We start from the raw sequence: 26085 nt of genomic DNA, 5'->3' as shown, positions 1-26085 counted from the left end.
GGCGTCGTGCTCGCCGGGACCGCCGTGTACGCGATCAGCACGTCGAGCCGCACGCTGCCGGCCCCGCGGACCGGGCTCACCCGCATCCACGCCGTGCCCCTCGTGACCGCCGACGCGAAGGGCTTGCTGGTCGGCGCGAGCTTCTGACGGCGCGCACGCCGCGCCCGGGCTCACCGGGGTTGGAAGTAGCGCCCGACCTGCTCGCGGTACTCTTCCGGGACGTCGCTGCGCTCGACGCCGCCGATCTCCTGGGGACCCACGACGCCGAGCGCGCCCTCGCCTTGCACGTTGGCGGTGTCTCCGGCGCGCCCTGCGGTCCGGCCGATCACGATCCCCGGCATCGGCCTGCCCGGATTGGTCCGCGCGTCGGCGCGTGAGCGCAGCTCGCCCCCCGCGATCGCGCCGGTCTGCCCCTCGTGGCTGCCCGGCCCGCCTCCCTCCGAGCGACCTGGCTGCCCGGGCCCTCGCCCTCGCGTGCCTCCGCCGCCCGCCTGCGAGCCCTGGCCGCGCTCCTCGCCGCCCGGACCCGCGTTGCCCGATCCGCCGGCGATCGGCGCCGGGACCGGCGTCCCCCCGAGCTGCCCCTCCGCCTCGCCCGCCCCGCGCTGCGCGTCGTCGAGCGCGCGCTGGCGCTCCGACTCCTCGCTGCTCGGGCCTCCCTCCTGGGCCATCCGGCGCAGCTGCTCCTCGAGCTGCCGCTGGCCCTCGGGCGTCGCCAGCTGCCGCGCCATCTCGCGCAGCTGCTCCTCCGACGCGGCCTCCCCCGGCGCGCCCTCGGGCGACCGCGCCACCTGCCGCTTGAGGCGCTCGGCGAGCTGCCGACGCTCCTCCGGGCTCAGCTTCTCGAGCGCCTTCTCGAGGCTGTCGGCGAGCCGCCGCGCGTCCTTGCCGCTCCCGGTCCGACCGAGCTCGCCGAGCGCCTCGCGCCCCTCGTCGCCGAGCGCCTCGCCGAGCGCCTCGGCGAGCTCCCTCAGCTTGTCGGCCTCCTGGCCGCGCCGATCCAGGAGCTCACGCTGCTCCTCGAGCGCCCTCGCCACGCCGGGGGCGCCGGCCCGCTTCGCGGCCTCGGCGGCCTCCTCGAGCGTCTTTCTCGCCCGCTCGCGATCGGTCTTCTCGACCCGGTTCGCGAGCCGCTCCATCTCCTCGTCGAACGCCACGAGATCGCGATCGCCGAGCGCCTTCGCCGCCCGCTTCAGCTGCGGATCCTCCCCGAGCTTGCCGAGCGCCGACTCCATCCCGTGGCGCTGCTCGCCCTCGCCGAGCGACAGCCGCTCGGCCGTGATCGCGTCGCGGAGCGCGCCGATGTCGGCCTGCGCTTCGCGGCGCTCGACGCCGCTCCTCAATTTTTCGCGGAGCCGCTTCGCGTCGTCCGCGAGCCGCTTCAATCGATCGCGCTGCGCGGCGTCCCGAGCGTCGACCTCCGAAAGCTGGATCACCCGCTCCAGCCCGGCGATCTCGGCCATGCGCACCTGCTCGGCCCCGGGCGGGGGCGCCGCGCTGGCGGGGGCAGGCGGCAACGGAGCCCAGCTGAGGTAACCGATGGCCGCCGCCGCGAGGGGCGCTCCGGCGTGCCACGGGCGCCACAGCGGCGCGCGGACCTCCTGGGCGGTCGCCCGATCGAGGGCCGCCGCGGCGTGCGCGAACACCACGTCGCGGGCCGCCGGCGCGCCGGCGCGGGGCGCGCCGTCGCCCGCGCGCTCGGCCGCCGCGAGCTCCACGGCCGTGGAGACCGACTCGGACGCGCCGAGCTTGCCGTCGAGGAACAGCGCGACGTCCGGATCCGACCACCGCCGCCGCCGCGCCACCGCCGCGCCGGCCGCCGCGCCGAGCAGGCCGCCGCCCGCCATCCAGGGGCGCAGCGCGCCGTGCCGCGCCTGCCAGGCGGCCGCCGCGCCCGCCGCGCCGAGCATCAGCCCCGCGGCAGCGCCGGTGAGGATCAGCTCCAGCGCGAGCCGCCGCCGGACGCGGCGGGACCAGCGAGCGAACGCGGCGCTGAACCGTCGCCGGGGGGACGCATCCTCCATGGTTCGATGTTTACCCGTGGGCAGACGCGCGGGCCAGCGCTGCCTCGGGTGCCCCGAACGCCTCGCCGCGGCGCGCTCTCCTCCGAACGCGCCGCGGGCGCGCCCGCTCACGGGACGAAGCACCATTTCAAGTGAAATGACGCGCGCTCGAGGCGCGCCTGGATACCGTCCTGGTCACCGCCGAACAGGCGTAAATCGCACCCGGCGAAAGAGAACGCGCATTCGTGCGATCCCTGCTGTGACGTCCTGAGCGTGGCCGGACATGAGCCGTCGAAAAGCTCATCGTCGACATACATTCGCATGTTCACGACAGCGTCGTCGCCGCCCTGGCGCTCGCTGCCCAGCAGATGGAGATCGAGGTAGTAGAAGCCCCTCCTGCCCTTGGAGCGATCCGCCAGCTCCAGATTGGTCTCGCCATTGACGATGGAGCAGTCAACGTCCCAGCTGTCATCGAATCTGGGGACAGGCAGCTTGCCGTCATGGCCCGTGTCGAGCTTCAGCTCCTCCCCGTTCAGGTTCATGACCGCCTTGCCGTACGCTTCAGGAATTTCCGGGCTAGCAGAGCACCCGAACGGCGCGAGCGACAGCACGAGGCCTTGGGCGATGAGGGATCGGTGCATGGGAGCTCTCCAGCGGCACGGAGGGCGAGAGTATCGCACGAGATCGACAGCCATGGACGCGCGCCGTGTGGTCGATCCATGCGCCGTGGCGGATGTCAACCGGAAACGGAGGGCTCCACGAGACGACCTTGTTGGTCCTGATCCACGCTGCGCGAGGCCCGGGGGCCCGACCCACGCTGTCCAAGGCTCGAGCCAGCGGGGCCGGCGGCGGCCGGCGAAGGAGCGCCATTGAGGTATCTATCGCGCGCGATAAAGCGACGAGAACACGTCAATCGTCTGCGCCTGCGCGCATGATTGCGCGCCTGGACCTCCGCTTCATTGCCGCGCCTCGGCCGGCCGGGCGTTCAGGTCTTCAGCACGACCTTCACGCAGCCGTCTTTCTTCCCATTGAAGAGATCGTACCCCCGCGCGGCCTCGGCGAGCGGGAGTCGGTGCGTGATGACGTCGTCCGCGCGCAGCTTGCCCTCCCTGATCCACCCGAGGAGCTTGTCCACGTGCTTGTGGACCGGGGCCTGGCCGAAGCGCACGGTCACCCCTTTGTCGAAGAGCTGCCCGAGCGGGAAGTTGTCGTACGGCATGCCATACACGCCGACCACGCTGACGACCCCGCCCCGGCGGACCGCGCTCACCGCCAGTTTGAAGGCGACGAACGAGCCGATCTGCCCGTGAACCATGCTGGAGATCTTCTCGAGCGGCGTCCGGTGCGCCTCCATGCCGACGGCGTCGATGCAGACGTCGGCGCCGCGGCCGCCGGTCGCCGCGCGGATGAACTCCAGCGCGACCCCCGACTCCACGTTGACGGTCTCGGCCGAGGCGATCTCGCGCGCCTTCTCCAGCCTGTACTCCTCCCGATCGACCCCGATCACGCGCGCTGCGCCGCGGAGCCAGGCGCACTTCATGGCCATGATGCCCACCGGCCCGCAGCCGATGACCGCCACCGTCTCGCCGCCCTGCATCCCGGCCCAGTCGACGGCGGTGTAGCCGGTCGGGAGGATGTCCGTCAACAACAAGACCTGCTCGTCCGTCAGGTCGTCATCGACCTTGCGCGGCCCCACGTCGGCGAACGGCACGCGGACCATCTCGGCCTGCCCGCCCGCATATCCGCCATACAGGTCGGTGTACCCGAAGAGCCCGCCCCCCTTCGAGCTGATGACGTTCCCCTCGGGCCCGTAATGTCCCGGGTTCGAGCGCTCGCAGTGCCCAGGCAGGTCCCTCTCGCAGAAGAAGCAGCTCCCGCAGGCGATGGCGAAGGGCACGAGCACGCGATCGCCCGGGCGGAGCCGCTTCACCTCGCTCCCCACCTCTTCGACGATCCCCATGAATTCGTGCCCGAGGACGAGCGGCTTTGCCTGCGGGATCAGCCCATTGAAGATATGCAGATCCGAGCCGCAGATCGCCGTGCTCGTCACCCGCACGATCGCATCGGTCGTCCGCAGCAGGACCGGCGCGTCGACGGTGTCCACGCTGACATGCTTTGGGCTGTGAAACACGAGCGCCTTCATTCGCCCTCCTCGCCTTCGTGCCGTGGGACCGGGGCGAAATGTCTGCAACCTGTATGCCCCTCTGCCGCGTCCGGCGACGCGAGCGCCGAGGGTGCGCAGGCAGCAGGGCGTCAAAGCGCGCAGCCGGGACGAACGACGGCCGGTTCACGGGCGGGCTCTGCGCTCGCGTGGCGCGGAGACCCCCGGAGACGGAGCGGGCGAGGCGCCGCCCCGCGGATCCCACGGCGGCGCGGGATGGCAGGCGGGCGCGCTCAGGGGAACAGCGGCGTGCAGAGCGGATAGAAGGCTGAGAAGTCGGGCCGCCGCAGAAACACCGTCACGACCTCGTCGTAAGGGGTCTTCATGGACTTGCCGCCCTGGGTGGTCACCGTCGCCTCGCACCGCTCGTAGCCCTCGAGGGAGGCGTTCTTGCACACGCTGGCCTTCGGGGCCGTCAGGTCGCGGCACGGGCCCAGGAACGTGAGGCTGCAGTCGTCCTTCGACGCGCACGTCCGCTCCGGCGCGAAGTTGGTCTCGTTGCCGGCGCACGACAGCTGGAGCAACGCGCCGCCGCAGGCGTACATCCGCGAGCCGATGTCGCCGAGCTCGTCGCGCTTGCCGAGCGGCTGGAACACGTTGCCGAAGAAGGAGATCTCCTCCTGCTGATAGGCCTGCCGCTCCGCGCTGTCCGCGGTCAGCGCCGGGTGGCGGCCGCGCAGCGAGATCGCGACCTCGACGCCGTACCCGTTCACGTGCGCGAGCAGGCACGCCGTGACCCAGCGCTGCGCCTTCTCGGGGAGCGGGGAGCGCAGCCAGTCGGGCGCGAGGCCGATCCGCCCCTCGAACTTGTACGTCGTGCCGTCCGCCGCGCCCACGAGCGACTTCCCCTCGGGGAGCGCGCAGGCGATGGTGTAGCGGAGGAGCTCACGGCCGTCCTCGTCGCGCAGCAAATCCGTGGTGGCCAGCGTGCGGCCGTCCGCCGTGAGGCGGTTCATCGAGAGGCTGTTCATCGAGAGGCGATTCATCGAGAGGCGATTCATCGACAGCCGGTTCGCCGATATCACCTCTTGTTCCGACGTGCCCACCGCCTCCTCGGAGCCCGGATCGGCGCTCGTGACACAGCCGAACAACGCAAGGCAGGGAATCGCAACAACCGTCCGTAGCGCGGTAAGTCCCATGGGGTGCCTCTCTTTTCGAGTGCGGTGGGGTTTGCTGAAATTGCTGCAATCGTCGGGCCATGCCTGACCGCTCCCGCCCGCGTCGCACCGACGGTGGAACACCGCACGGTCGGGCTCCGCATCGCACCCGGTCGACGTCCGCGGCAGCCCCTACATCGTCCTCATGCCCGGCGCTGAGGCGAAATGCATCAGCCCGACGGCCCGCCGCTCCCGCGCCCGTCGCATTGCGCGCTTTCAGCCCGAATTCTCGCTCCCGGACGCGCGCTCGAAGCGCCGGCGCCGCGACACCCTCTCGCCACGCTGAGGCGATTTGCACCGGGGTTCGGCGCTCACCCGGGCGCAGCTTTGGTCACTCCCTGCGCGCCCGCATGCGCGTCGCCCTCGGACGGCTCGGCAGGCGCCGGCAGCAGCGCCGCCACCGCCTCGAAGCGGGGCTGCCACATGCGGCAGCCGGCGAGCACGGGCCGCGCGCGCTCGAGCGCCGCCGACGCCTCGCGGTGACGCCCGGCGGAGGCGGCCACGCGCGCGCGGAAATAGAGCACCTCGAGCAGCTCCTCCACCGGCAGGGTGCGCTCCGCGAAGTCGGTGAGCGCCTCCCAGCTGTCCCCCTGCTCCTCCGCGCCCGCGGGGACCTCCAGCCCCTCGGCGGCGAGCACCAGCTTCAGCGTCCGGAACAGCGCGAACAGCGCCGGCGCCGAAGCGTCGGGGCTGCACCGCTCGGCGACCCACGCGACGAGGCGCGCCGCCTCCACGAAATCGCCGCGCGCCGCCTGGATGCGGGCGATGAGCAGGGCGTCGTCCGGGGCGTCGCGCTCGCCGAAGCGCTCGTCGAGCACGCGCGAGCGGCGCGCCAGCGCGAGCGCCTCGTCCTCGCGCCCGCACCAGTGCAAGAGCTCGGCGAGGTTGTGCGTCGCGACGTGCTCGGGCCCGGGGTTGCCGATCTCGCGCGCGAGCTCGACCGCGCGGCTCAGGTCCTTGAGCCCGCGCTCGGGCGCGCTCAGCGCGGCCCACAGGTAGGCGCGGTTGGCGTACGCCGAGCAGAGGTGCAGCCGATCCTTCCTCTCCTTGGAGAGCGCGATCACCTCGCAGAAGCGCGCCTCCGCGTCGGCGAGCCGGCCCGCGATCACGAGCGCCATCGACAGGAGCAGCAGCGAGATGACCCGCGTCTCCTGGTCGCCCTCGGCCGCGGCGCCGGCCGACGCGCGGCCGAGGAGCTCGATCGCCTCCGCCACCCGCTGCTGCCGCCAGCACGAGCGGCCGAGCGCCATGAGCAGGCGGTTGTCGAGCCGGAGGTCCCCGAGGCGCTCGACGATCTCGCGCGCCTCGGACGCGCGCCGCGCCGACGCCGCGTAGTCGGTCGCGTGATCCAGCGCCGTCGCCTCCTCGAGCAGGAGCTCGGCGGTGAGCCGGTCGTCGCCGAGCCCCCGCGCGAGCTCGCGCGCGAGCTCGAGATCCGCGAGCGCCTCGGGGATCCGGTGCAGGCAGTACCGCGCCTTGCCGCGGCCGGCGAGCGCGCGCGCGCGCCCCCGCGCGTCGTCCTCGGGGAGGAGCGCGAGCGCGGCCGTGTAGCGCTGGTCGGCCTCGACGTTCCTGTGGCTCGCCGCCGCCCGGTCGCCGAGCGCGAGGTGGGCCGACGCCGCCGTCGCGCGCTCGCCGCACGCGGCCGCGTGCCGCGAGAGGTGCCCGAGCCCCCGCAGGTCCGGGGCGCCGGGGTCCACGCGCGCCCGCCAGAACGCGAACGCGTGCGCGTGGATCGCCTGGCGCTGGGCCGGCGCGAGCGCGTCGTAGACCGCGTCGCGGAACGTCGCGCTCTCGAACGCGTAGATCCCCCGCTCGCCGCGCGCGAGCAGGCCCAGCTGGGCGAGCGCGCCCAGGCCGACCCCGGCGTCCATCGGTGTGCTCGCCCCGCCCGCCTGCTCGATCTCGTCCTGGATCGCCTCGACCTCCTCCCGGGTGAAGTCGGGCCCGAGCGCGGAGCAGAGCCGCACGCACGCCGCGAGCTCGGGCGAGAGCGCGTCGAGCCGGCGCGCGGCCAGCCACTGCCACACGGGCAGCGGCGGGAGCTGATCGAGCGCGGCGGTCGCCACGTAGAAGGCCCCGGTCGGGCGCCGCTGGACCGCGCCGGTGCGCTTCAGCGCCCGGACGAGCTCGGTCAGGGTGGACGGGTTGTACCCGGACCAGCCCGCGAGCTGCCGGAGCGCGGCCTCGGGCGGGTACTCCGCGGGCAGGAGGAGCTCGGCCGCGAGCCGCATCGCGTCCTGCTCCGAGAGCCGCCCGAGCGCCGCCCGGTCGTGCCGCTCGGCGCGCGCGCCCCAGCTCCGGCGCATGTCCTCGAACCTCGGGTGCGCCGCGACGAGCACCCAGAGCGGGCAGCCCGGCGCGTCGAGCGTCGCGAGCTCGAGCGCGTCGAGCGCCGCGTCGTCGGCCCAGTGCGCGTCGTCGAGGAGGACCGCGACCGGCGCCTCGCGCGCGCGGCGGCGGAGCCCCTCGGCGATCGCGCGCATCGTGCTCTGCCGCAGCGACAACGGCGACGCGTCCGCGGCGTCCGGCGGCGCCCACCCGAGCGCCGCGGCCACCGCCGTCCACGTCTCCTCGGCGAGCGCCTCGCCGAGCCGCTCCGCGCAGCGCGCCCGCGCCTCCTCGGGCCGAGCGGCGGCGTCCACGTCGAGCACGCGGGCGAGGAGCTGGCCGGACACGCGCTCGCCCGCGAGCGGCTGCGCCGCGCGCAGGGCGATGAGCTGCGCCCCCTCCTGCATGCGCCGGACGAGCGCGGCCGCCTCGTCGATCAGGCGCGACTTGCCGAGGCCCCCCTCGCCGATGAGGGTGAACAGGCCCGGGCTCCCGCCGGAGAGGCTCGCCTCCATGCTCACCGCGAGCGCGCCGACGATGTCGTCGCGGCCGACGAGCGGCGCGGCGCTCGCGGAGCCCGGCGGGCGGTCCGACCGCTCGGCGAGCCGGTAGAACGCGGCGAAGGGCGCGGGCGAGAGCGCGGCGTCGCGCGAGAGCCCGCGGAGCTCGCCCTCCGGCAGGGCGCGCACGAGGTCCGCGGTGAGCACGACGCCGCTCCAGTCGCCCCGCGGCATCCAGGCGTCGGGCTGCTCGACCGGCGCGCCGTAGACCGCGGGCGGCCCCTGCTCCTTGCGGCGCACGATCAGCCCGGCGATGTGCACGGCCGCGCGCCCGGCGCGCCGCTCCTCGATCTCGCGGGCGACCGCGATCGCGGCGCTCACCGGATCGTCGGCGTCGAGGCCCGAGAACACGCACACGAGCCGGCCCCCGCGCTGCCTCGCCACGAACCCCTTGCGCGCCGCGACGGCGCTCATCACGAAGGCGGCGGCGCCCCTGGCCTCGACCACGAGCACGACCGCGGGCTGGCGGCCCTCGGTGAGCAGCGCGCCGCGCGCGGGCTGCGCGTTCGGCGCGGGCTGCGCGCCGCCCGGGCGCGCCTGCTCGAGCGCGCGCCGCAGCGCGGCGACGTCGGGCGGGCGGCGCTCGGGCTCCTTGGCGAGGCAGGCGAGGACGAGCCGCTCCAGCGCGTCGGGCACGGCGGCGAACTCGTGGGGGCGGTGCGGGCGGAGCGCGAGGTGGCCGTGCTCGATCTCGCCCCGATCGCCGGTGAACGGCGTCCGCAGCGTCAGGAGCTCGTAGAGGATCACGCCGAACGCGTAGATGTCCGTGCGCTCGTCCTGGATCGGGTCGCCGCGGATCTGCTCCGGGGCCATGTACTCCGGGGTGCCGATGACCGTGCCGCGGGGCGTGAGGCCCTCGTCCTCCGGCGCGCGCGCGTGCTTCGTCAGGCCGAAATCGAGGAGCGCGAGGCGCTGCCCCCCCTCGGCCAGGAGCAGGTTCTCCGGCTTCAGATCGCGGTGGATCACGCCCTTTTCGTGCGCCGCCGCGAGCGACTCGAGGATGGCCGCGCCGAGCGTCACGACGTCCTCGGCGGCCGGCGGGGCCTCGAGCTCGGCGAGCACGTCGGCGAGCGTCCTGCCGCGGATGAGCTCCATCGCGATGTACGGCCGCCCGTCGCGCAGCGCGCCGTGCGCGACCACCCGGGGCACGTGCGGCGGGCCCACCTGCGCGAGCGCCTCCGCGTCGCGGCGGAATCGCTCCACCATCGGCGGGCTCGCCCACCGCCCGACCTTGAGGGCGACGGGCTCGCCGCCCTCGGTCGGCGCCGCCTCCCATACCGTGGCGAAGCCGCCCGCGCCGATGCGCCCGAGCGGCGTCATGCCGGGCAGCGACGGGGCGGGCTCCTGCGCCGCGTCGAGGGGGTCGCTCGGCGGCGGGAGCCAAGCGTCGCGCGGGCAGGGCTTCGTGCCGGAAATGCGGCGATGGCAGACCTGACAGCGCGGCAAGCTGCCTCCTTGAACGAGAGCTTAGCCCGTTCGACGGCCCGGACGAAGGCTTCCTCCTCCCAGGCCACGCCGATGGAACGGGGTGTGCTTCTTCCGCGAGGGTGTGGCAAGAGACCGTTCGCTCGGTGGCCCCGACCCAGGACGATGCGGCGCAAAGGGCCGTGTCGGATGGGCGGGACGCGCTCGACACGGCGTGCGGCGGCGGCGCAGGTGAGGCGGTTTTGTGCATGGACACTTGCGCAGCGCCCGCGTCGTCGGGCCGCCCGCAGACGCTCCCCGCGGGCAGCCGGGTGGGCGACTACGTGGTCGAGCAGAGCATCGCTCACGGCAGCTTCGGCGTCGTCTACCGCGCCGTGCACGCGGAGAGCGGCGAGCGCGCGGCGGTCAAGGTGCTCCACCCGGAGCTCGTGTTCACCCGCGACGCGGTCGTGCGGTTCGAGCGCGAGATCCAGGCGATCCGGCGGATCGACCATCCCAACGTGATCCGCATCCTCGATTGCGGCGAGATCCCCGGGGGCCGGCCGTTCTTCGCGATGGAGCTCCTCCGCGGGGTCGATCTCCAGTCGTACATCACCTCGCGCGGCAGGCTCTCGCCGGAGGAGGCGCTCGAGATCCTGGAGCCGGTCTGCGACGCGCTGTCGGCGGTCCACAGGAGCGCGATCGTGCACCGGGATCTCAAGGCCTCGAACGTGTTCATCGCCGACGAGGGTGGTGCTGCGCGCGTGATCCTCCTCGACTTCGGCGTCGCCAAGGTCCTCGACGACGCGGGGCCGGGCATCACGGCGCCGACGCACCTGCTCGGCACGCCGGCGTGCATGGCGCCCGAGCAGATCCGGGGGCAGGCGGCGGACCCGAGGACGGACGTCTACGCCCTCGGCGCGCTCGCCTATTACATGCTGACAGGCAAGCTCCCGTTCCTCGACTCGATGCTCGCGACGCTCCTGCACATGCACCTCTGGGTGCTCCCGCCGAGCCCGAGCCGCGAGGCGCCCGTGAGCCCCGAGCTCGACGGCGTGGTGCTCCGCGCGATGGCCAAGGACCCGGCCGCGCGGCACCAGACGGCGGCGGAGTTCATCGAGGAGCTCCGCGCCGCCGTGGCCGCGGCGCGCAAGAGCGCCGCGCCGCGGCCGGGGAGCCCGGAGGAGCGCCGGGTGGGCGCGATCCACGTCGAGGTGCGCGCGGCGTGCGGCGCCGCGGACGAGCCCGACGACGCGCTGCTCGCCGACATGGATGCGGTGCTGCCGCGCGCGTCGCGCTTCCTCGCGGCGCGGGGCTTCGGCGCGGCGATGGAGACGGGCAATACGCTGCTGTTCTTCAGGGAGCTCGCCGCCCCGGCGCCGTCGGACCGGGCGTCGCGGCGGGAGATCGTGGAGGCCGCGCTGCTGCTCGAGCGCGAGCTCTCCGAGCGCGGGGGGCGCGACGCGCGGGTGCAGGTGAACCTCTGCCTGCACGCGGGTCGGGCGCTGATGCGCGCGTCGGAGGTCGTCGGCGGAGAGGTCATGGATGTCGAGGCGTGGGCGCCGGAGGTCGAGCTGCCCGGCGTGCTCGCGACGGCGGCGATGCTCGACGGCCTCGACGTCGACGCGGAGCCGCTGGAGCGCGCGCCGGAGCTCCTGCGGGTGGCGCGCCTCTCGGCGGCGCCGCGCTCGCGCTAGCTCCGCGCACCGGAGATCCTGGCGAGGCGCGGGGTCAGCCGGCGCGGCGGCGGCCCGCTCGGCGCTGGAGGCGCGGGGAGGCGCGGGAGGCGAGAGCGCCGCTATTGCGGGACGGGGAGCGCGTCGCCCGAGTCCGTGAGCCTCCCGATCACGATATCGCGCATCTGCCTCGAGTAGTACGTCGAGCCCGCTTGCGGGCTCCAGGTGTATCCCACGATCGCGCCGGTGCTGTTGCTCGCATAGAGGCGCATGTCGCCCCGCCCGACGCCCGGGTGCCAGGATCCGTCCCACTGGCGCCGGGTGTCCGTCATCCCGTGGCCCGTGGTGCTCGCGTCGAGGACGGCGAGCGCGTACTGGGTCGTGCCCGCGATGAGCGGATAGGTGCCCGAGCGCGGGACCGCGGCGCTCGCCGCGATGGCGACGTGCCCGGAGGCCGTGGTCCCCGGCGGATACTCGATGGCGATGATGTCGCCCGCCTGGATCTGGTCCACCGTCAGGATCTCGTCGAAGCCGTCCTCCGCGATGATCCTGTCGTGGTAGAGGACGGCGTTGGGGCTCGTGCTGCCGAACCACGCGGAGATGTCGTAGGTCGACAGGCCATAGGCCCGCTTGATGACGTGGGTGACGAACGAGGCGCACAGGCTGCGGCTCCGGTACTCGGTCGCCCCTTCGACGCCGGCCCAGGAAACATAGGTCGTGCCGCTGCCGTATTCGTTGTTCTCCGGGGCGATGTGCGCGACGAGGGTGTCGGCCCAGTAGAAATGGCTGGGCGCCTCGATCGACTGGCCCGCTGCCGGGAGCGGCGCGAGCAGGCTCAATCCCGCCAGGGCAAAGGCTGGAAGCGCGCGAACGACGGATCGTGAGCTCATGCACTTCATTGCACTCATGGTTTCCTCCCGTGTGGAATCGATGGTTCCGCGTGGGGTGATCTCACCCGATGCCGGCGGCTCGGCGAGCGTCGCGGCGGAGCTCCGGCAAAGCGAAGTGGGGCACGAAGCTACCCAACATACGCCGGTCGCTCGGCCGCTACAATCGCCGTCGTAGCCGTCGCCGCGGCGCTCGGCAGCGCGATTCGACGCTTCGCTGGCTCACGCGCCACGCGCCACAGTTGGCTTCATTCGAACAGCGTTCCCTCCATCTCCACAGCGCGCCTTCTCCGGACGACATCCGTGCACGTCTTCATAGGGACGCGCGGCGGCGCGCACCGCGGGCGCGCGGAGCGGCGGTGATCGCGGCCCGGGGCCCTGTCGAGCACCGCTATCCGGAGGGCGGGGGGTGACGGCCCCCGCGCGCCGGGGCGCGCTCCCCCGGGCCCGGCCGGCCCGCCGGCGGGGCCGCCGGCGCCTATTTCCGCCGTTTTGTTGACAGATCCGCGCAGTTCGATTGGATGGCCACGTGCCCCCCGTGAAGCGCGCATCGACCGACCTCCACCCCGTCCTGACGCTCGGCGACTCGTTGGATCACTATGCCTCGTGGCCGAGGCCCACGGTGATCGTCTCCGACGGCGCGTATGGCGTCTCCGGCTTTCCCGGCGACCCCCCGACGCACGAGGGGCTCGCCGCCTGGTACGCGCCCCACGTCGCCGTCTGGTCGGAGCGCGCCTTGCCGTCGGCCACCCTGTGGTTCTGGGGGACCGAGGTCGGCTGGGCGACCGTGCACCCGCTGCTCGCTCAGCACGGCTGGGAGTACCGGAGCTGCCATGTGTGGGACAAGGGGATCGCTCACATCGCCGGCAACGCGAACACCCGGACGCTGCGCAAGTTCCCGGTCGTGAGCGAGGTGTGCGTGCAGTACGTGCGCAAGGTCCTGCTGGAGAGCGGCGGCGTGCGGCTGCCCCTCAAGGCCTGGCTGCGGCACGAATGGGAGCGCTCGGGCCTCCCGCTGCGCCAGACGAACGAGGCGTGCGGCGTGAAGAACGCCGCCACGAGGAAGTATTTCACGCGCTGCCATCTCTGGTATTACCCCCCCGCCTCGGCGTTCGAGCGGATCGTCGCGTTCGCGAACGCGCACGGCCGCGCCGAGGGGCGCCCCTACTTCTCGGTCGACGGCAAGCGGCCGCTGACGGGCCATGAATGGGCGAGCCTGCGCGCGAAGTTCCATTGCGAGGTCGGGGTGACCAACGTCTGGCACGAGCCCGCGGTCCGCGGCGCCGAGCGCTTCAAGGAGGAGACTCGCTCCGTCCACGGCAACCAGAAGCCCCTCAAGCTGCTCGATCGCATCATCCGGGCGTCGTCCGATCCGGGCGATGTCGTCTGGGAGCCGTTCGGCGGGCTCTGCTCGGTCGCGGTGGCGGCGTTCGCGGCGGGGAGGCGCTGCTACAGCGCCGAGATCGCGCCCACGTACCACGCCGTCGCCTCGAGCCGCCTCGCGAAGTGCATGCCGCAGCCGCGCGCCGCGATCTCGGCGGCGTGACGGCCGGTGTCGGCCCCGCTCGCCCGCGTGGTACCCTGCTCCGCCATGGCGACGCCGAAGATCGTGACGGTGGGAGGAGGAACGGGCCATTACACGCTCCTCACGGGCCTGCGCGACCTGAGCGCCCGGATCACCGCGATCGTGACCATGATGGACTCGGGCGGGAGCTCCGGCAGGCTCCGGGACGAGTACGGCCTCCTGCCCCCCGGCGACTTCACGCGTTGCCTCGTCGCCCTGTCCGAGCACCCGGACGCGCTGAAGGAGCTGCTCAGCCACCGCTTCCGCTCGGGGAGCCTCGGCGGCCACACCCTGCGCAACCTGATATTCACCGCGGTGCAGGAGATCACCGGCTCGCTCCCCCTCACGGTCGAGCGCCTGCACGAGATCTTCTCCGTCAAGAACCGCGTCCTCCCCGTCACGATGGACCATGTCGATCTCGTGATGTGCCTCGAGAACGACCGGACCATCCGCGGGGAAGCGTCGATTGACAACCTCTCCGACATGCTCGATGCGCCGGTGCTCTCGGTCTATCTCGACCCGGAGGCCGTGGCCTATCCAGCCGCGCTCGAGGCGATCGCGGACGCGGATCTCATCATCCTCGGTCCGGGCGATCTCTATACGAGCCTCGTGCCGAACCTCCTCGTCAAGGGGGTGCGCGAGGCGATCGCGGCGAGCCGCGCGCGCGCGCTGTTCGTGTGCAATCTCATGACCAAGCCCAACGAGACACCCGGCTACACGGTCGAGGACTTCGTGGGGACCATCGCGATGTACCTCGGCGAGGCCCGGCTCGACGCCGTGCTGTTCAACGACGTGTGGCCCTCGGCCAGCCTGCCGGAGTACGCCTCCGCCGGCTCCGAGCCGGTCGTGACCTCGCCGGACCGGCGGCTCGCCTCCGACCTCCTCGTCCCCGCCGATCTGCTGTTCGGCGGCAAGCTGATCCGCCACGACCCGCACAAGCTCTCGGCCGCGATCGTGTCGCTCGCCAAAGAGCGCGCGTGGTGGTGAGCTCCGCGGGCGCTCGGCCCGTCACGCCGCCTTCGGCGCGTCGTACAGGTAGAAGGGCGTGTTGACGATCACGATGCCCTTCCCGCCGCGGAAGAGCAGGAGCCATTTGAGGATCGAGGCGGTGTGGTTGTGGAGCAGGTAATGGTACCAGTGTGACTCGACCACCTCGGGCACGACGACCGCCACCTGCCGATCCGGGTGGGCGCGGCAGACCCCGTCGTGCCGCGCCGCGGACGACCTCCGTGCTCTCCTCGTCGCCTGGTCGCCTGGCGCCGGCCGACCGCCAACGTCCTCGACCGCCGCAACCTCGTTGAGAGCGTGAAAAGTAATATAAGCTACGTGTTGCGAGGTGTGTTCCCTGGATCGCCGGACGCTCGCCTGGCCCCGCCCACATCGCCCTCGCGGACGGAGCCGCGCCGGGCTCCGTCCGCGTCCCGGTGTCCTCGTCGGAGCGCCGACGGCGCGTGAGCCCTTGAGGCGAGATCATTTGCCACGCCCGGCCAAGTTGCCCCATCGCCGGCGAGCGCCCGCGCACGCGCTCGCCCTCGCTGCTGGCGCAGGCGGCTCGAAGCGCCGTCGCTGCGCCGCCCGTTGCGCGATTCTCCAGACTGGTATGTGCTTCGCATAGAGCCGGGAGCTATCGCCATCTCAGAGGCTTGATCATTCAGGACGAGGTAGAGCGCTATGAGCACCATCGGTAACGACCAGTACACTTCGACCGGGTACAAGAACGGGATCTACGAGGGCGGCTCGCAGGAGGCCGGCTCGCAGGAGTCGAGCTCGCAGCAGGCGCAGGGCGGCGACGGCGGGATGAGCCTCGACATGCTGCTCAAGTTCGCCAAGGACGTGCAGAGCAAGGTCAAGGACGTCCCCTACATCGTTCCCATCGCGATTGGCGGAGCGGCGTTCGCGATCGGCGTGCTCGCGAGCTCGAAGATCCTGCGCCAGCTCACCCTCCTCGCCGGCGGCTACGTGGTCAAGTACGCGATCCAGAACGCCCCGAAGGATCAGATCGTCGACTTCGCGAAGAAGGTCGTGTCCGACTCGTTCCGGGCCTCGTCGAGGGCCTGATCCAGCGACCCACGGCGGTATGTGCAGGGTCGCTCGCCGGAGCGCGCAGCGCTCGGCGATGGCAGCCTGAACCGGCCCTGACCCAGCCTCCGCCGCGCCGACGGCGCACGCGCTCCCGTCTCCTCGCACGAAGCGATGGGGGCGCGCGCGCCGCCTGCGCACGGGTCAGGAGGACGCCATGCATCTCCACGAGAGCTTCGAGGTTCGCTGGTTTCTGCCCGTCGACGACGCCCGGGTGCAGCGGCTCACGTCGTGGTTTTCGGGCGCGCCGTCGTCCGGGCCGCCGCGGACCGACCGCTACCTCCGCGTCCAGCGCGCCGATCTCGGGATCAAGATGCGCGGCGGGGCGGCGAGCCTGGAGACGAAGTTCCGCCGCTGCGCCTTCGGCCCGATCCACTTCTCGCCCACGATCCTGGGCGAGCTGGAGCGGTGGACCAAGCTGTCTCACCGGTCGACGGACGCCGATGACGGGGGGCGCGGGTGGACGACGCTCAGGAAAGAGCGCCGGGTGCGGGTGTTCGGGCTGGCGAGCGGCCGCGTCGCCGAGGCGACGGGCGAGAGGATCCCCGGCGCCGGGTGCGCGGTGGAGCTGACCCGCGTCGACCTCGTGGACGGCAAGGGCACCGCCGCGCCGGCGGCGTGGACGCTTGGGCTCGAGGCGTTCGGCCCGGAGGAGAGCCTGCTCGAGGCGCTCTACGGCGTGGGCCGGGCGGTGTTCGCGGAGCAGCCCGACCTCAGGCTGGAGGCCGCGGACTCGAAGGGATATCCGGCGTGGCTCGCCGAGAGATCGGCGGAGCGGTGAAGCGGTGCGCGGCCGACGCGGCGCTCGCGTCGAGCCGCCGGGCCGCCGCGCCCGCGAGCCATGAGGCCGCGCCGCAGGCGGCCATGACGGCCGCCATCGGCCGCATGGAGCCGTCGTTCAGGAGACCGACCAGCGACGAGGCGCAGGCCGCGATCGCGAACTGAACCGAGCCGAGCGCCGCGGAGGCGAGCCCCGCGCGCGCGGCTTGCCCGTCCATGGCCAGCGCCGTCGCGTTGGCGTTGATGAAGCCGAGGCTCGCCATGAACGCGAAGATCGAGCCGACGACGGCGGTGAGCCCGCCCCAGCGGCTGACCGCGACCGCGAGGAGGACCACGCCGATCGCCGTGGTCACGGCCGTCGCCCGCGCGAGCAGCCAGGCGGGCGACCTCCGCGCGAGCAGCCGGTGGTTCAGCTGAGAGGCGGCGATGAGGCCGAACGCGTTCGCGCCGAAGATCCAGCTGTAGTGCTGGGGCGACACGTGAAACAGCTCGATGAGCACGAACGGCGAGCCCGAGATGTACGCGAACAGGCCGGCCTGGCCGAAGGAGCCCGTCAGCGTGTACGCGACGAAGGCGTGATCCCGCCCGATGGCGCGCAGGTGCGCGCCGATCGCGCGGAGGTCGAGCCGCTCGGTCCGCGAGGCCGCCGTCTCGGGCAGCGCGGCGGCCATGAGCGCGAGGCAGCCGAGGCCGAGCGCCGCGAGCAGCGCGAAGATGACGCGCCAGCCGGCGACGAGGAGCATCCAGCTGCCGAGGGTCGGCGCGAGGATGGGAGCGGCCCCCATGACGAGCATGAGCAGCGAGAGCAGCCGCGCGGCGGCGGCCCCGCCGTAGAGATCGCGGACCACGGCCCGCGTCACGACCTGCCCCGCGGCGCCGCCCGCGGCCTGGAGGAAGCGGAGCGCGATGAGCGACTGCACGTTCGGCGCGAGCGCGCACCCGAGCGACGCGAGCACGTAGAGCGCGAGGCCGGCGTACAGGGGGCGCTTGCGGCCGAACCGATCGGTCAGCGGCCCGTAGGCGAGCTGCCCCAGCCCGAGCCCCGCGAAGTACGCGGCGAGCGTGAGCTGCACCGCGGAGGCGGTGGTGCCGAGCTCGCGCTGCAGCGTCGGCAGGCTCGGCAGGTACATGTCGATGGAGAGCGGGCCCAGCGCCATGAGCGCGCCGAGGATGAGGGCGAGGAAACCGGGGCTCCTTCGCATGACGGGCGAGCTCGGCATCGTTGGCAGACGAGCTATGTAGAACACACGGCGCCCCTCGGCCAGGAACGCCCAGCGGCCGTGGCGACGCGGGCGCCCGCGACGTGCCGGCTGCGCGGCGTCGCTCCGTTGAGCGCGCCCGGGGCGCACGGCCGTCGCGCCGCGACCGGCCCTCTACCTGCGCAGCACGCGCCCTTGCCGCGTCTTGCTCGTCAGCGCGCCGTCCTGCGCCACCACCTCGCCGGCGATCAGGACGGCCCGGATCCCCGACGGCGGCGCGTCCGCTCGCCGCGGCGTCGTGTTGTCCGCCACCGCGGCCGGATCGAAGACGACGAGATCCGCCGAGTGCCCGGGCGCGATGCGCCCCACGCCGCGGAGCCCGATCCGCTCGGCGGGCAGCGAGGTCATCCGGCGCACGGCCTCCTCGAGCCGGAACAGGCCGAGGTCGCGGCTGTAGTGGCCGAGCACACGCGGGAACGTGCCGAACGACGCCGGGTTGTGCCGGCCGCGCCGGGTGAGGATGGCGTCGGTCTCGAACGCGCAGAGCGGGTGCGAGAGCACGGTCCGGAGCGGCTCGTCCCGCGCACCCACGCCGGAGTACGTGTCCAGGAGGACCCGCGCCCGGCCGTCGCTCACGCGGGCGACGTGCACGTAGGCGTCGAACGCGCTCTTGCCGAGGCGCCCCGCGATCTCCTCGAAGTCGAGCCCCTCGAGCTCGGCGAGCTCGGGCGCCGCGCCCCAGAGCAGCCGGATGTCCGCGTACTCCAGCCCGAGGAGCAGCCGGAACATCGCGAACTCCCGCCGGAGCCTCCGGAGGACCGCCGGGTCGTTGATGCGGGCGCGAAAGCCGTCGAGCACCCACGCGGGGAAGAGGGCGTTCACCGTGGTGTTGCCGACCGTGTAGGGGAACGCGTCGAACGCGGCGTCGACCCCTCGGTCCACGGCCCGCTCGATCGCGCGGAGCACCCACGGCACCGTGGGCCACGTCCGACGGCCGATGAAGATCTGGTGCGAGAGCTGGATCTTCGCGCGGCCCTCCTCGGCCAGGCCGAGCAGCTCGCGGACGGAGCGGAGGTTGTGCGGCGGGCCGAGGAGCAGCGGCCTGTAGAACGGCGAGACCCACGTGTAGGCCCGGCCGTGGACCGTGAACACGGCGCCCTCGTCGGCCACGGTCCGGAGCAGGCCGAGGAGCTCGTCCCTGCGCGCGAAGACCCCCGGCGTGTAGGCCAGCCCGGCCGAGAGCCCGAACGCGCCCTCGCGGAGCGACGCGCGCGCGAGGGCGCAGAGCGCCGCCATCTGCTCCGCGCTCGGGCGAGCGGCGCTGTTGCCCATGACCGCTTGACGGAGCGTGCCGTGGCCGACGAGGAGCGCCGCGTTGACGAGCAGCCCGCCGCCCTCGAGGGCGCTCAGGAGCTCGCCCATCGATCGCCACGGATAGGCGAGCGCTCCGTCCTTCAGGATCTCCGCGGAGCGCTCCACCAGCGGGATCGACGCGTCGGTGACCGGGGCAGGGGAGTGCCCGCAATTACCCGCCACCACGGTCGTGATGCCCTGGGCGACCATCGGCGCGAGGACGCGCTCGTGATCCGGCAGCGGGAGGAGCCAGTCGACGTGCGAGTGGACGTCGATGAAGCCGGGGGCGACGGCGAGCCCGCCGGCGTCGAGCGTGCGTCCTCCGCGGAGCGCGCCCGGCCCGGCGATCGCCGCCAGCTTGCCGTGCTGGATCCCCAGATCCGCCAGGTAGCGAGGCTGGCCGCTGCCGTCGAGGATCGTCCCCCGCGAAACGACGAGATCGAAATCCATCGGAAACCCCCTGTCGGTGAGGCGTCGCTCCGCCCGAACGAGCGCGCGTGCCCGGCGAGCGCCACGAGGCGCCCCATCGGCGCTGCCTGGCGCGCGCGCGGCGAGCGCGCTAGTCGGTCCTCGTGCGCACGCGGATCGAGCACCTCGTCGAGGGCGGCTGGTTCGCCCTCCTCGATCCGTGGCTCCCGCGCGCCGAGGCGGACGCGCTCTTCGAGGCGCTGCGGGCCGGCGTCGCGTGGCGGCAGGACAAGATCAAGCTCTTCGGCAGCGAGTTCCTCCAGCCGCGGCTGTCGGCGTGGTACGGCGACCCCGGCGCGGTCTACACCTACTCGGGGCTGACGCTCTCGCCCGACCCGTGGTCGCCGCCGCTCGCCGAGCTCAAGGCGCGCGTGGAGTCGGCGTGCGCCGAGCTCCCCGTGGCCGAGCCGCCGCGCGCGTCGCGCGCGCCACGCCCAGCATTCAACAGCGTGCTCTTGAACTACTACCGCGGCGGCGACGACTCCATGGGCTTCCACGCCGACGCGGAGAAGGAGCTCGGGCAAAATCCGCTGATCGCCTCCGTGTCGCTCGGCGCGCCGCGCCGCTTCGTCATCAAGCCCGCCCGGAAATGGAAGGACGCTCCCGCGGTCGAGCTGGAGCTCGGCGGGGGGAGCCTCCTGGTGATGGGCGGGACCACCCAGCACCACCACCGCCACGGCGTGCCCAAGCAGCGCGGCGCGGGGCCGCGCATCAACCTGACCTTCCGGCGCATCCTCGGGCAGGGCCCGCGCGCCGGGGCGGGGGCGTAGCGCGGCGGCGCGCCGCCCTGGCGACGGTGCGCCGCGAGGCCGGGCGAGCCCCTCCCGCCGCGCGGTCAGGCGAGCTCGCCGCCGCCGAGGAGCAGCGCGGCCAGCTCCCTGGCCCGCTCCGGCGTCGCCGCGTCCTGGGCAGCGACCGTAATTGCGCGGATCTCCTCGGCTTTCCACCCGCCGTGGCCGCGCTCGCGCCCCGGGCTGGACGCGGCGATCCGGACGCGCAGGAGCTCCCCGGACGCCACGACGGCGAGCTCCACGCCCCCGCCGCCCGGCCCGCCGTCGTCGCGGGAGACGGGCACCACGACGGCGCCGCGCGCCTCGAGCGCCCGCGCGAGCCGGGCGCTCGGCGCTTCGGCCGGGCCGAGCGGCGTCGACCCGCCGAGCGGGGCGAGCGCCGTGGCGAGCTCGACGGACGCGACCGCCTCGGCCGCGCGCGTGCCGGCGCTGCGCACGGCGCGCTGCAGCCGCTCCGCGCGCTCGCCGTCGCGGTCGAGCGCGGCGCGGTCCGCCGGGTCGAGCCGCACCACGCAGCGGACCAGCGCGACCCCGCCGCTGCTCGGGACCTGCGCCGCCTCGAGCCGCGCGCGGCGGAGCATCGCCGCGCCGCGCGCGTCGCCCGAGGCCTCGAGCAGCGCCGCCGCCCCGCCGAGGACCGCGTCGGGGGGCGGTCGCTCCGTCGCGGCCGGGAACGCGGCCTCCCGGTAGACGTGGTTCCAGCCGCGCCCGACGCCGGGCAGGCGCAGGAGCGGCGTCAGATCGGCGAGCTCCGTCTCCGGGGTGCGCACCGCGCTCGCGAACGCGTCCTTCGCCGCCGCGAGGCGGGCCGCGTCCGCCGTGAGCGCCGCGAACGCGGGCGCGTCGACGGCGAGCGAGAGGCGCAGCGCGCTCACCTCGCGCGAGCCGATCGTCCACCGCTGGGGCGGCCCGGCGAGCGCGAGCTCGGCGCCGGCGATGAGGGCCGCGAGGCCGCGCTCGCCGCGCGCCTCGAGCAGCGCCACGGCCGCGGCCTTGAGCGCGGTCAGCGCCGGGATCACGCCCCGCCCATGCGCCCGCGCCGCGCCGTGCGCTGCTCCTCGAGCGCGGCGTCCGCCTCGAGGGCGGCCTCGGCCTCGCGCTGCGCCTCGGCGTCGACCGGGTGGTGCCCCTCCCGGACGCGCACCGGCTGCACCTCGGTCGCGGCCGCCTCCGCCATGGCCGCCGCGGCGTGCCGCACGTCGTCGTACGGCTTCGCCAGGTCGAAGATCACCTTGGTGTTGCCCTGGCTCAGGTTCGCCAGCGCCTCGAAGCGCCGGAGCTCCATCGCCCCGGGGGAGCGCGCGAGGATGCTCGCCGCCTCGGCGAAGTTCTTCGCGCTCTCCACGTCGGCCTCGCTCTTGATGATCACGTAGCGCCGATCGCGCTCGGCGATGGCCCCCTTCGCGAGCACCTCCTGCATCTGCGGCGGCAGCGCGATGTCCTGGAGGCCGATCATCTCCACGTGCAGCCCCCACGCCTCCGCGACCGCCTCGACCTGCGCGCGCACCTTGGCGGCGACCTCCTCGCGGTGGGCGAGCAGCTCGTCGAGCCGCGTCTCGCCCACCACGTCGCGCAGCACGACCTTGGCGCGGTCCTTCATCGCCGTCTCGTAGTTCTCGACGGCCAGCGTGGCCTTCTCCGGATCGACGACGCGGTAGTAGACGACCGCGTCGACCATCGTGGTCACGTTGTCGCGGGTGATCACCATCTGCCGGAGGAGATCGCGGTTCTTCATCCGCATGTCGATGCGCCGCAGCTCCTGGAGCCCCGGCAGGAACATCGTGACGCCCGGGGACACGCGGCCCGTCAGCTTGCCGAGCGTGAAGCGCAGCGCCGCCTCCCACTGGTTGATCTGCCGCAGCCCCGAGGCGAGGTAGGCGACCGTGAACGTCGCGAGCAGGGTGAGGATCAGGGTCATGGCCCGTCGACTCTAGCAGAGCGCTCCGCGGCGGCGGCGCGCCCCGGGCGCGGGCGTCCGCCCGCGGTCGCGCCGGCACGGCTTCGCCCTGGTGCCGCTGCGCGGGCGGTGTACCCTCGCTCCCGCGATGAGCACCGAGCCGAGCCAGGCGTTGCGCGACGGGCGCTACGTGGTCACGCGCGCCCTGGGCGAAGGGGCTCAGGGGCACACGCTCGAGGCGGTCGACAAGCGGCTCGGCAAGCTCGTCGCGATCAAGCGGTTCCAGATCCGCGGCGCCTTGAGCTGGAAGGGCGTGGAGCTCGCCGAGCGCGAGGCGCGCGTGCTCGCCTCGCTCTCGCACCCGAGCCTGCCCGCCTACCTCGATCATTTCGAGGAGGACGGAGCGCTCTTCCTCGTGATGGAGAAGATCGACGGCGAGAGCCTCGGCGCGATGCGCCGCCGCCGCGCGGTGCTCGGGCGGGACGAGATCGTCCGGTTCCTGCGCGACGCTTCGGGCGTGCTCGACTACCTGCACGGCCGCGCGCCGCCGGTCATCCACCGCGACATCAAGCCGAACAACGTGATCCGCAGGCCCGACGGCTCCTTCGCGATCGTCGATTTCGGCGCGGTCCGCGATCGCCTGCGCCCCGAGGGCGGGAGCACCGTGGTCGGCACCTTCGGGTACATGGCGCCGGAGCAGTTCCAGGGCCGCGCGCTGCCCGCGTCGGACGTCTACGCCGTCGGCGCGACCGCGCTCTGCCTGCTCACCGGCGAGGAGCCGGAGAACCTGCCGCACCGGGGGCTCGCGATCGACGTGGCCGCGGCGCTCGGCGGCCGCGCGGATCCCAGCCTCGTCCGGGCCCTCTCCGCGATGCTGGAGCCCGATCCGGAGCGCCGTGCCGCGCGCATCGCGCCGCTGCTCGCGGCGCTCGACGCGGGCGGCGGCGCCTCGGAGCGGCCGCGCGCCGGGCGCCCCTCGGAGCGCGACGCGCGCACGGCGTACCGCGACGCGCGCAAGGCGGAGCGCGAGGCGCGGAAGGCCTACCGCGACGCGCGCAAGGCGGAGCGGCGCGCCCGCAAGGAGGACCGGCGCGCGCGCGAGCACGACGAGGCAGCGGCGCCGTGGCGCGGCCTCGACGGCCTGCCGCTCGCGGGCGCGCTGTTCGGCCTCACGGTCGCGCGCATCGCGGTCGGCCTCGCGCTCGGGGTGGTCGTGCCGACGGTGCTGACGCTGCTGTCGCTGGTGTTCGGCCGGGTGCTGCGCGAGCAGGCGGCGCCGAGCGTGCGCCGGGCCGGCCGCGTCGCCGAGCTCGCGCTGCGCCGCGCCACCCGCGCCGTCCGCGGGCGCCCCGCGCCGGACGGCGCCGCCCGGCGCGATCAGGGCGCGGCGGCGCGCGTGCGCGTCGAGGACCAGGAGGCCCCCGGGCGCTCGCGCATCCATGACGCCGACGCCGACGAGGCGCTGGACGAGGAGCTCGACGCGCCGGAGGCCGACGGGCGGACCCGGTCGGCCGCCGCGTCGAGGCCGTCGAGGACGGGCGGCGGTTGACGGCGGGTCGAGCGCGCTCCTGCGGGCGCGGGGGTCAGATGCGCCCGCGCGCGGCGTCGAGCTTCAGGCGGAAGACCTCGACGATCGCCTCGGCGAAGATCCTCCGGCTCATCTTCGAGCGGCCGGCGCGGCGGTCGACGAACACGATCGGCACCTCGACGACGCGGAGCCCTTTGCGGAGCGCCCGGTAGGTCGTCTCGATCTGGAAGGCGTAGCCGTTCGAGCGCACGCTGCCGAGATCGAGCGCGAGGAGCGCGCGCCGCGTGAACGCCTTGTAGCCGGTCGTCATGTCGCGGACGCCGACGCCCAGGATGGTGCGCGCGTAGAGCGAGCCGCCCTTCGAGAGCACGTGCCGCCCGAGGCCCCAGCCCTCGACGCCGCCCCCCGGCATGTTGCGCGAGCCGAGGACCACGTCCGCGCCCCCGGCGATCGCGTCGAGGAAGGCGGGCAGGTGTCCCGGGTCGTGCGAGAGGTCCGCGTCCATCTCGAACGCGACGTCGTAGCCGCCGTCGAGCGCGCGCTGGAACCCCTCCAGGTAGGCCGTGCCGAGCCCGAGCTTGGCCGGTCGATGGAGCACGCGGACGCGCCCGTCGCGCGCGGCGAGCGCATCGCCGAGGGCGCCCGTCCCGTCGGGCGACGCGTCGTCGACGACGAGCACGTGCGCGTCCGGGACCGTCGCGAGGACGGAGCTCACGAACTCGGCGAGGTTGTCTCGCTCGTTGTACGTCGGCGTGATGACGAGGATTCGGGGGGCCATCCTGGCTCGGCGCTGCGCGAGCGGGCGCTCGTGCGGCGAATCGTGCGTCGAATCGTGCGTCGAATCGTGCGCGTCGTGCTGCGCGGGCGTCCGCCAGCGCTCAGGCCTCCGGTTCGTCGGCCGGCACCGGCACCGGCGCGATCGAGAGCACCGCCGGCGCGTAGACCGCGACCGCGATCGCCTCGTCGGGCGCGCGCGCCTGGCCGTCCGCGAGGCGGTGGAGGATGTACGGCCGCGTCAGCTGCTGATGCTTCGCGGGGAAACGCGTACCGAGCAGGTAGCCGTAGAGGCGCTTCAGATCGTCGAGGCCGCGCGGCGTGGTCGCGGCGAGGTGCATGCCGCCGTCGATGCGCATGACCGTCACGTCGCCCTCCCGCCTGGCCGCGCCTCGGATCGGGAGCACGGCCTCGTAGCCCCACCGCGCCGGCGGATCGTTCTCGGGATCGCCTCTCAGGCCGAACAGCGGGTCCTCGGCGATCGTGAGCTTCTGCCGCGCGGCCACCGCGGTCAGCCGCGCGAAGGCGGCGCGGAGCGCGGGGAGCGTGAGGGCGCGCTCGAGCGGCACGACGAGCGCCCGGGCCGTCTGTCGCCACGTCTCCTCGACGTCGTAGCCGCCCGTCGTCGCCGCGGCCGCCGCGGGAGCGCCGCGGCCTCGCGGGCGGCCGAGGTGCTTCGGGGGAGGTTCGTCCGACGCCATCCGGGTCGGTCGATCTACCAAACCGGCGGCGCGAGCGGAAGGTTTCGCCGGGCGCGCGCCCGGCGCCGTGCCGGTTGGCGGTTGCCGGAGACGTGCGCGCCAGTTACTTTCCTTGCCCGACAGGGCGTCCGCTCTGCATCGGGCCGACCGGCTGGAGCAGCCTCGGTCAACTCGTGGGGTCGCACCCTCCGCACAGGGGTGCGGCCCGGAACCTGAACAGCGCGGCACCGACGGAGACAAACATGGCGAGCCAGAACGTCCACACCCTCACCGACCAGAATTTCGAGGCCGAAGTCCTGAAATCCCCCGTCCCCGTTCTCGTGGATTTCACGGCCACCTGGTGCGGGCCCTGCAAGGCGCTCGCCCCGATCGTCGACAAGATCGCGGACGAGTTCCAGGGCAAGGTGAAGGTCGCCAAGCTCGACATCGACGGCGCTCCGGAGACCACCCGCAAGTACGGGGTGCGGAGCGTTCCGACGGTGATGGTGTTCCAGGGCGGCGAGAAGACGGGGCAGCAGGTCGGCCTCACGACCCGCGAGAAGCTCATCCAGCTCCTCGGCGTCTGAGCCGAGCGCTCCCCGCCTGGAGGCCTGCGCGACGAAGCCTCGCCAGCGCGCCGACCGAAGCGCCGACCGAAACACCCGCCCGAACGCCTCGCCCGACCAGCCGGCCCCGGCGCGCACCTGCCGCTGCGCCGCGGCGAGAGGCCGCTTCATCGCCTGCGTCGCGCGCGCTGAGGCTTTGCTTGACCGTCGCGCGCGAGGTGACTACG

At 73.8% G+C, this 26085-nt stretch carries 22 protein-coding genes; 9 read left to right on the top strand and 13 right to left on the bottom strand.

Features of this window, described 5'->3' with window-relative positions; all coding sequences use genetic code 11:
- Positions 1 to 6: 6 nt before the first annotated feature.
- A complete protein-coding gene (locus WME98_RS13765) occupies positions 7 to 147 on the top strand; it encodes a hypothetical protein (RefSeq protein WP_437951724.1) in 141 nt (46 codons plus the stop codon).
- 23 nt (positions 148 to 170) lie between these two features.
- Here the strand turns inward: WME98_RS13765 and WME98_RS13760 are convergent, their stop codons facing one another.
- From WME98_RS13760 to WME98_RS13740, 5 genes are all read right to left on the bottom strand, one after another.
- Positions 171 to 2024, bottom strand: a complete 1854-nt coding sequence (locus WME98_RS13760) for a hypothetical protein (RefSeq protein WP_437951723.1) — start codon at positions 2022 to 2024, stop codon at positions 171 to 173.
- A 107-nt stretch (positions 2025 to 2131) separates the two neighbouring features.
- Entirely contained in the window at positions 2132 to 2644 is a 513-nt protein-coding gene (locus WME98_RS13755) for a hypothetical protein (RefSeq protein WP_437951722.1), read from the bottom strand.
- 344 nt (positions 2645 to 2988) lie between these two features.
- Positions 2989 to 4146: an alcohol dehydrogenase catalytic domain-containing protein gene (locus WME98_RS13750; protein ID WP_437951721.1), complete on the bottom strand. Its 1158-nt coding sequence runs from the start codon at positions 4144 to 4146 to the stop codon at positions 2989 to 2991.
- 251 nt (positions 4147 to 4397) lie between these two features.
- A complete protein-coding gene (locus tag WME98_RS13745) occupies positions 4398 to 5150 on the bottom strand; it encodes a hypothetical protein (RefSeq protein ID WP_437951720.1) in 753 nt (250 codons plus the stop codon).
- 482 nt (positions 5151 to 5632) lie between these two features.
- Positions 5633 to 9658: a protein kinase domain-containing protein gene (locus tag WME98_RS13740; protein WP_437951719.1), complete on the bottom strand. Its 4026-nt coding sequence runs from the start codon at positions 9656 to 9658 to the stop codon at positions 5633 to 5635.
- A gap of 227 nt (positions 9659 to 9885) precedes the next feature.
- Here WME98_RS13740 and WME98_RS13735 point away from each other — a divergent pair, with 227 nt between their 5' ends.
- On the top strand, positions 9886 to 11313 hold the full coding sequence (locus WME98_RS13735; RefSeq protein ID WP_437951718.1) for a serine/threonine-protein kinase: 1428 nt from the start codon (positions 9886 to 9888) through the stop codon (positions 11311 to 11313).
- 101 nt (positions 11314 to 11414) lie between these two features.
- Here WME98_RS13735 and WME98_RS13730 read toward each other — a convergent pair whose 3' ends face one another.
- On the bottom strand, positions 11415 to 12182 hold the full coding sequence (locus WME98_RS13730) for a hypothetical protein (RefSeq protein ID WP_437951717.1): 768 nt from the start codon (positions 12180 to 12182) through the stop codon (positions 11415 to 11417).
- A 784-nt stretch (positions 12183 to 12966) separates the two neighbouring features.
- On the opposite strand from WME98_RS13730, the gene WME98_RS13725 reads away from it, so the two are divergent.
- On the top strand, positions 12967 to 13725 hold the full coding sequence (locus tag WME98_RS13725; RefSeq protein ID WP_437953979.1) for a DNA methyltransferase: 759 nt from the start codon (positions 12967 to 12969) through the stop codon (positions 13723 to 13725).
- Positions 13726 to 13770: 45 nt separating this feature from the next.
- Complete coding sequence (locus WME98_RS13720; RefSeq protein WP_437333740.1) at positions 13771 to 14730, top strand: gluconeogenesis factor YvcK family protein; 960 nt, start codon at positions 13771 to 13773, stop codon at positions 14728 to 14730.
- 21 nt (positions 14731 to 14751) lie between these two features.
- Here WME98_RS13720 and WME98_RS13715 read toward each other — a convergent pair whose 3' ends face one another.
- Positions 14752 to 14916, bottom strand: a complete 165-nt coding sequence (locus WME98_RS13715; protein WP_437568862.1) for a hypothetical protein — start codon at positions 14914 to 14916, stop codon at positions 14752 to 14754.
- A gap of 498 nt (positions 14917 to 15414) precedes the next feature.
- On the opposite strand from WME98_RS13715, the gene WME98_RS13710 reads away from it, so the two are divergent.
- Together WME98_RS13710 and WME98_RS13705 are read left to right on the top strand one after the other, a co-directional pair.
- A complete protein-coding gene (locus WME98_RS13710) occupies positions 15415 to 15801 on the top strand; it encodes a hypothetical protein (protein WP_061624036.1) in 387 nt (128 codons plus the stop codon).
- A 178-nt stretch (positions 15802 to 15979) separates the two neighbouring features.
- Positions 15980 to 16603 carry a hypothetical protein gene (locus WME98_RS13705; RefSeq protein ID WP_437333738.1) on the top strand — a complete coding sequence of 208 codons (624 nt, stop codon included), beginning with the start codon at positions 15980 to 15982 and terminating at the stop codon, positions 16601 to 16603.
- Here the strand turns inward: WME98_RS13705 and WME98_RS13700 are convergent.
- A complete protein-coding gene (locus tag WME98_RS13700) occupies positions 16536 to 17804 on the bottom strand; it encodes a multidrug effflux MFS transporter (RefSeq protein ID WP_437951716.1) in 1269 nt (422 codons plus the stop codon). The genes WME98_RS13705 and WME98_RS13700 overlap by 68 nt on opposite strands.
- Positions 17805 to 17975: 171 nt before the next feature.
- On the bottom strand, positions 17976 to 19604 hold the full coding sequence (locus WME98_RS13695; protein ID WP_437951715.1) for an N-acyl-D-amino-acid deacylase family protein: 1629 nt from the start codon (positions 19602 to 19604) through the stop codon (positions 17976 to 17978).
- A 122-nt stretch (positions 19605 to 19726) separates the two neighbouring features.
- On the opposite strand from WME98_RS13695, the gene WME98_RS13690 reads away from it, so the two are divergent.
- On the top strand, positions 19727 to 20392 hold the full coding sequence (locus tag WME98_RS13690) for an alpha-ketoglutarate-dependent dioxygenase AlkB family protein (protein ID WP_437951713.1): 666 nt from the start codon (positions 19727 to 19729) through the stop codon (positions 20390 to 20392).
- A gap of 65 nt (positions 20393 to 20457) precedes the next feature.
- On the opposite strand, the gene WME98_RS13685 is transcribed toward WME98_RS13690, so the two are convergent.
- Positions 20458 to 21432, bottom strand: coding sequence for a hypothetical protein (locus WME98_RS13685; protein ID WP_437951711.1), 975 nt, complete (start codon positions 21430 to 21432; stop codon positions 20458 to 20460).
- Positions 21429 to 22331, bottom strand: coding sequence for a slipin family protein (locus tag WME98_RS13680; RefSeq protein WP_061621350.1), 903 nt, complete (start codon positions 22329 to 22331; stop codon positions 21429 to 21431). Before WME98_RS13680 ends, WME98_RS13685 begins: the two co-directional genes overlap by 4 nt.
- A 127-nt stretch (positions 22332 to 22458) precedes the next feature.
- Between WME98_RS13680 and WME98_RS13675 the strand changes: the two genes are divergently transcribed.
- Entirely contained in the window at positions 22459 to 23859 is a 1401-nt protein-coding gene (locus WME98_RS13675) for a serine/threonine protein kinase (protein ID WP_437951705.1), read from the top strand.
- A 34-nt stretch (positions 23860 to 23893) separates the two neighbouring features.
- Here the strand turns inward: WME98_RS13675 and WME98_RS13670 are convergent, their stop codons facing one another.
- Both WME98_RS13670 and WME98_RS13665 read right to left on the bottom strand, forming a co-directional pair.
- A complete protein-coding gene (locus WME98_RS13670) occupies positions 23894 to 24616 on the bottom strand; it encodes a polyprenol monophosphomannose synthase (protein WP_437951703.1) in 723 nt (240 codons plus the stop codon).
- Positions 24617 to 24716: 100 nt separating this feature from the next.
- Positions 24717 to 25313, bottom strand: coding sequence for a GyrI-like domain-containing protein (locus tag WME98_RS13665; protein WP_437333730.1), 597 nt, complete (start codon positions 25311 to 25313; stop codon positions 24717 to 24719).
- Positions 25314 to 25555: 242 nt separating this feature from the next.
- Here WME98_RS13665 and trxA point away from each other — a divergent pair, with 242 nt between their 5' ends.
- Entirely contained in the window at positions 25556 to 25879 is a 324-nt protein-coding gene (gene trxA, locus WME98_RS13660) for a thioredoxin (protein ID WP_061622051.1), read from the top strand.
- Positions 25880 to 26085 lie beyond the last annotated feature (206 nt).

Source organism: Sorangium sp. So ce296 (genome assembly GCF_051529605.1).
GTDB classification, from domain to species: domain Bacteria; phylum Myxococcota_A; class Polyangia; order Polyangiales; family Polyangiaceae; genus Sorangium; species Sorangium cellulosum_D.
This window is presented reverse-complemented; position numbering and strand designations above follow the sequence as displayed.

What these genes read in the sequence shown, in the direction of transcription:
- WME98_RS13745 (WP_437951720.1), bottom strand. Translation starts at nt 5,150, where the DNA reads ATGAATCGCCTCTCGATGAACAGCCTCTCGATGAACCGCCTCACGGCG.
- WME98_RS13750 (WP_437951721.1), bottom strand. Translation starts at nt 4,146, where the DNA reads ATGAAGGCGCTCGTGTTTCACAGCCCAAAGCATGTCAGCGTGGACACC.
- WME98_RS13670 (WP_437951703.1), bottom strand. Translation starts at nt 24,616, where the DNA reads ATGGCCCCCCGAATCCTCGTCATCACGCCGACGTACAACGAGCGAGAC.
- trxA (WP_061622051.1), top strand. Translation starts at nt 25,556, where the DNA reads ATGGCGAGCCAGAACGTCCACACCCTCACCGACCAGAATTTCGAGGCC.
- WME98_RS13705 (WP_437333738.1), top strand. Translation starts at nt 15,980, where the DNA reads ATGCATCTCCACGAGAGCTTCGAGGTTCGCTGGTTTCTGCCCGTCGAC.
- WME98_RS13730 (WP_437951717.1), bottom strand. Translation starts at nt 12,182, where the DNA reads ATGAGCTCACGATCCGTCGTTCGCGCGCTTCCAGCCTTTGCCCTGGCG.
- WME98_RS13680 (WP_061621350.1), bottom strand. Translation starts at nt 22,331, where the DNA reads ATGACCCTGATCCTCACCCTGCTCGCGACGTTCACGGTCGCCTACCTC.
- WME98_RS13695 (WP_437951715.1), bottom strand. Translation starts at nt 19,604, where the DNA reads ATGGATTTCGATCTCGTCGTTTCGCGGGGGACGATCCTCGACGGCAGC.
- WME98_RS13720 (WP_437333740.1), top strand. Translation starts at nt 13,771, where the DNA reads ATGGCGACGCCGAAGATCGTGACGGTGGGAGGAGGAACGGGCCATTAC.
- WME98_RS13735 (WP_437951718.1), top strand. Translation starts at nt 9,886, where the DNA reads ATGGACACTTGCGCAGCGCCCGCGTCGTCGGGCCGCCCGCAGACGCTC.
- WME98_RS13710 (WP_061624036.1), top strand. Translation starts at nt 15,415, where the DNA reads ATGAGCACCATCGGTAACGACCAGTACACTTCGACCGGGTACAAGAAC.
- WME98_RS13755 (WP_437951722.1), bottom strand. Translation starts at nt 2,644, where the DNA reads ATGCACCGATCCCTCATCGCCCAAGGCCTCGTGCTGTCGCTCGCGCCG.
- WME98_RS13675 (WP_437951705.1), top strand. Translation starts at nt 22,459, where the DNA reads ATGAGCACCGAGCCGAGCCAGGCGTTGCGCGACGGGCGCTACGTGGTC.
- WME98_RS13665 (WP_437333730.1), bottom strand. Translation starts at nt 25,313, where the DNA reads ATGGCGTCGGACGAACCTCCCCCGAAGCACCTCGGCCGCCCGCGAGGC.
- WME98_RS13700 (WP_437951716.1), bottom strand. Translation starts at nt 17,804, where the DNA reads ATGCGAAGGAGCCCCGGTTTCCTCGCCCTCATCCTCGGCGCGCTCATG.
- WME98_RS13760 (WP_437951723.1), bottom strand. Translation starts at nt 2,024, where the DNA reads ATGGAGGATGCGTCCCCCCGGCGACGGTTCAGCGCCGCGTTCGCTCGC.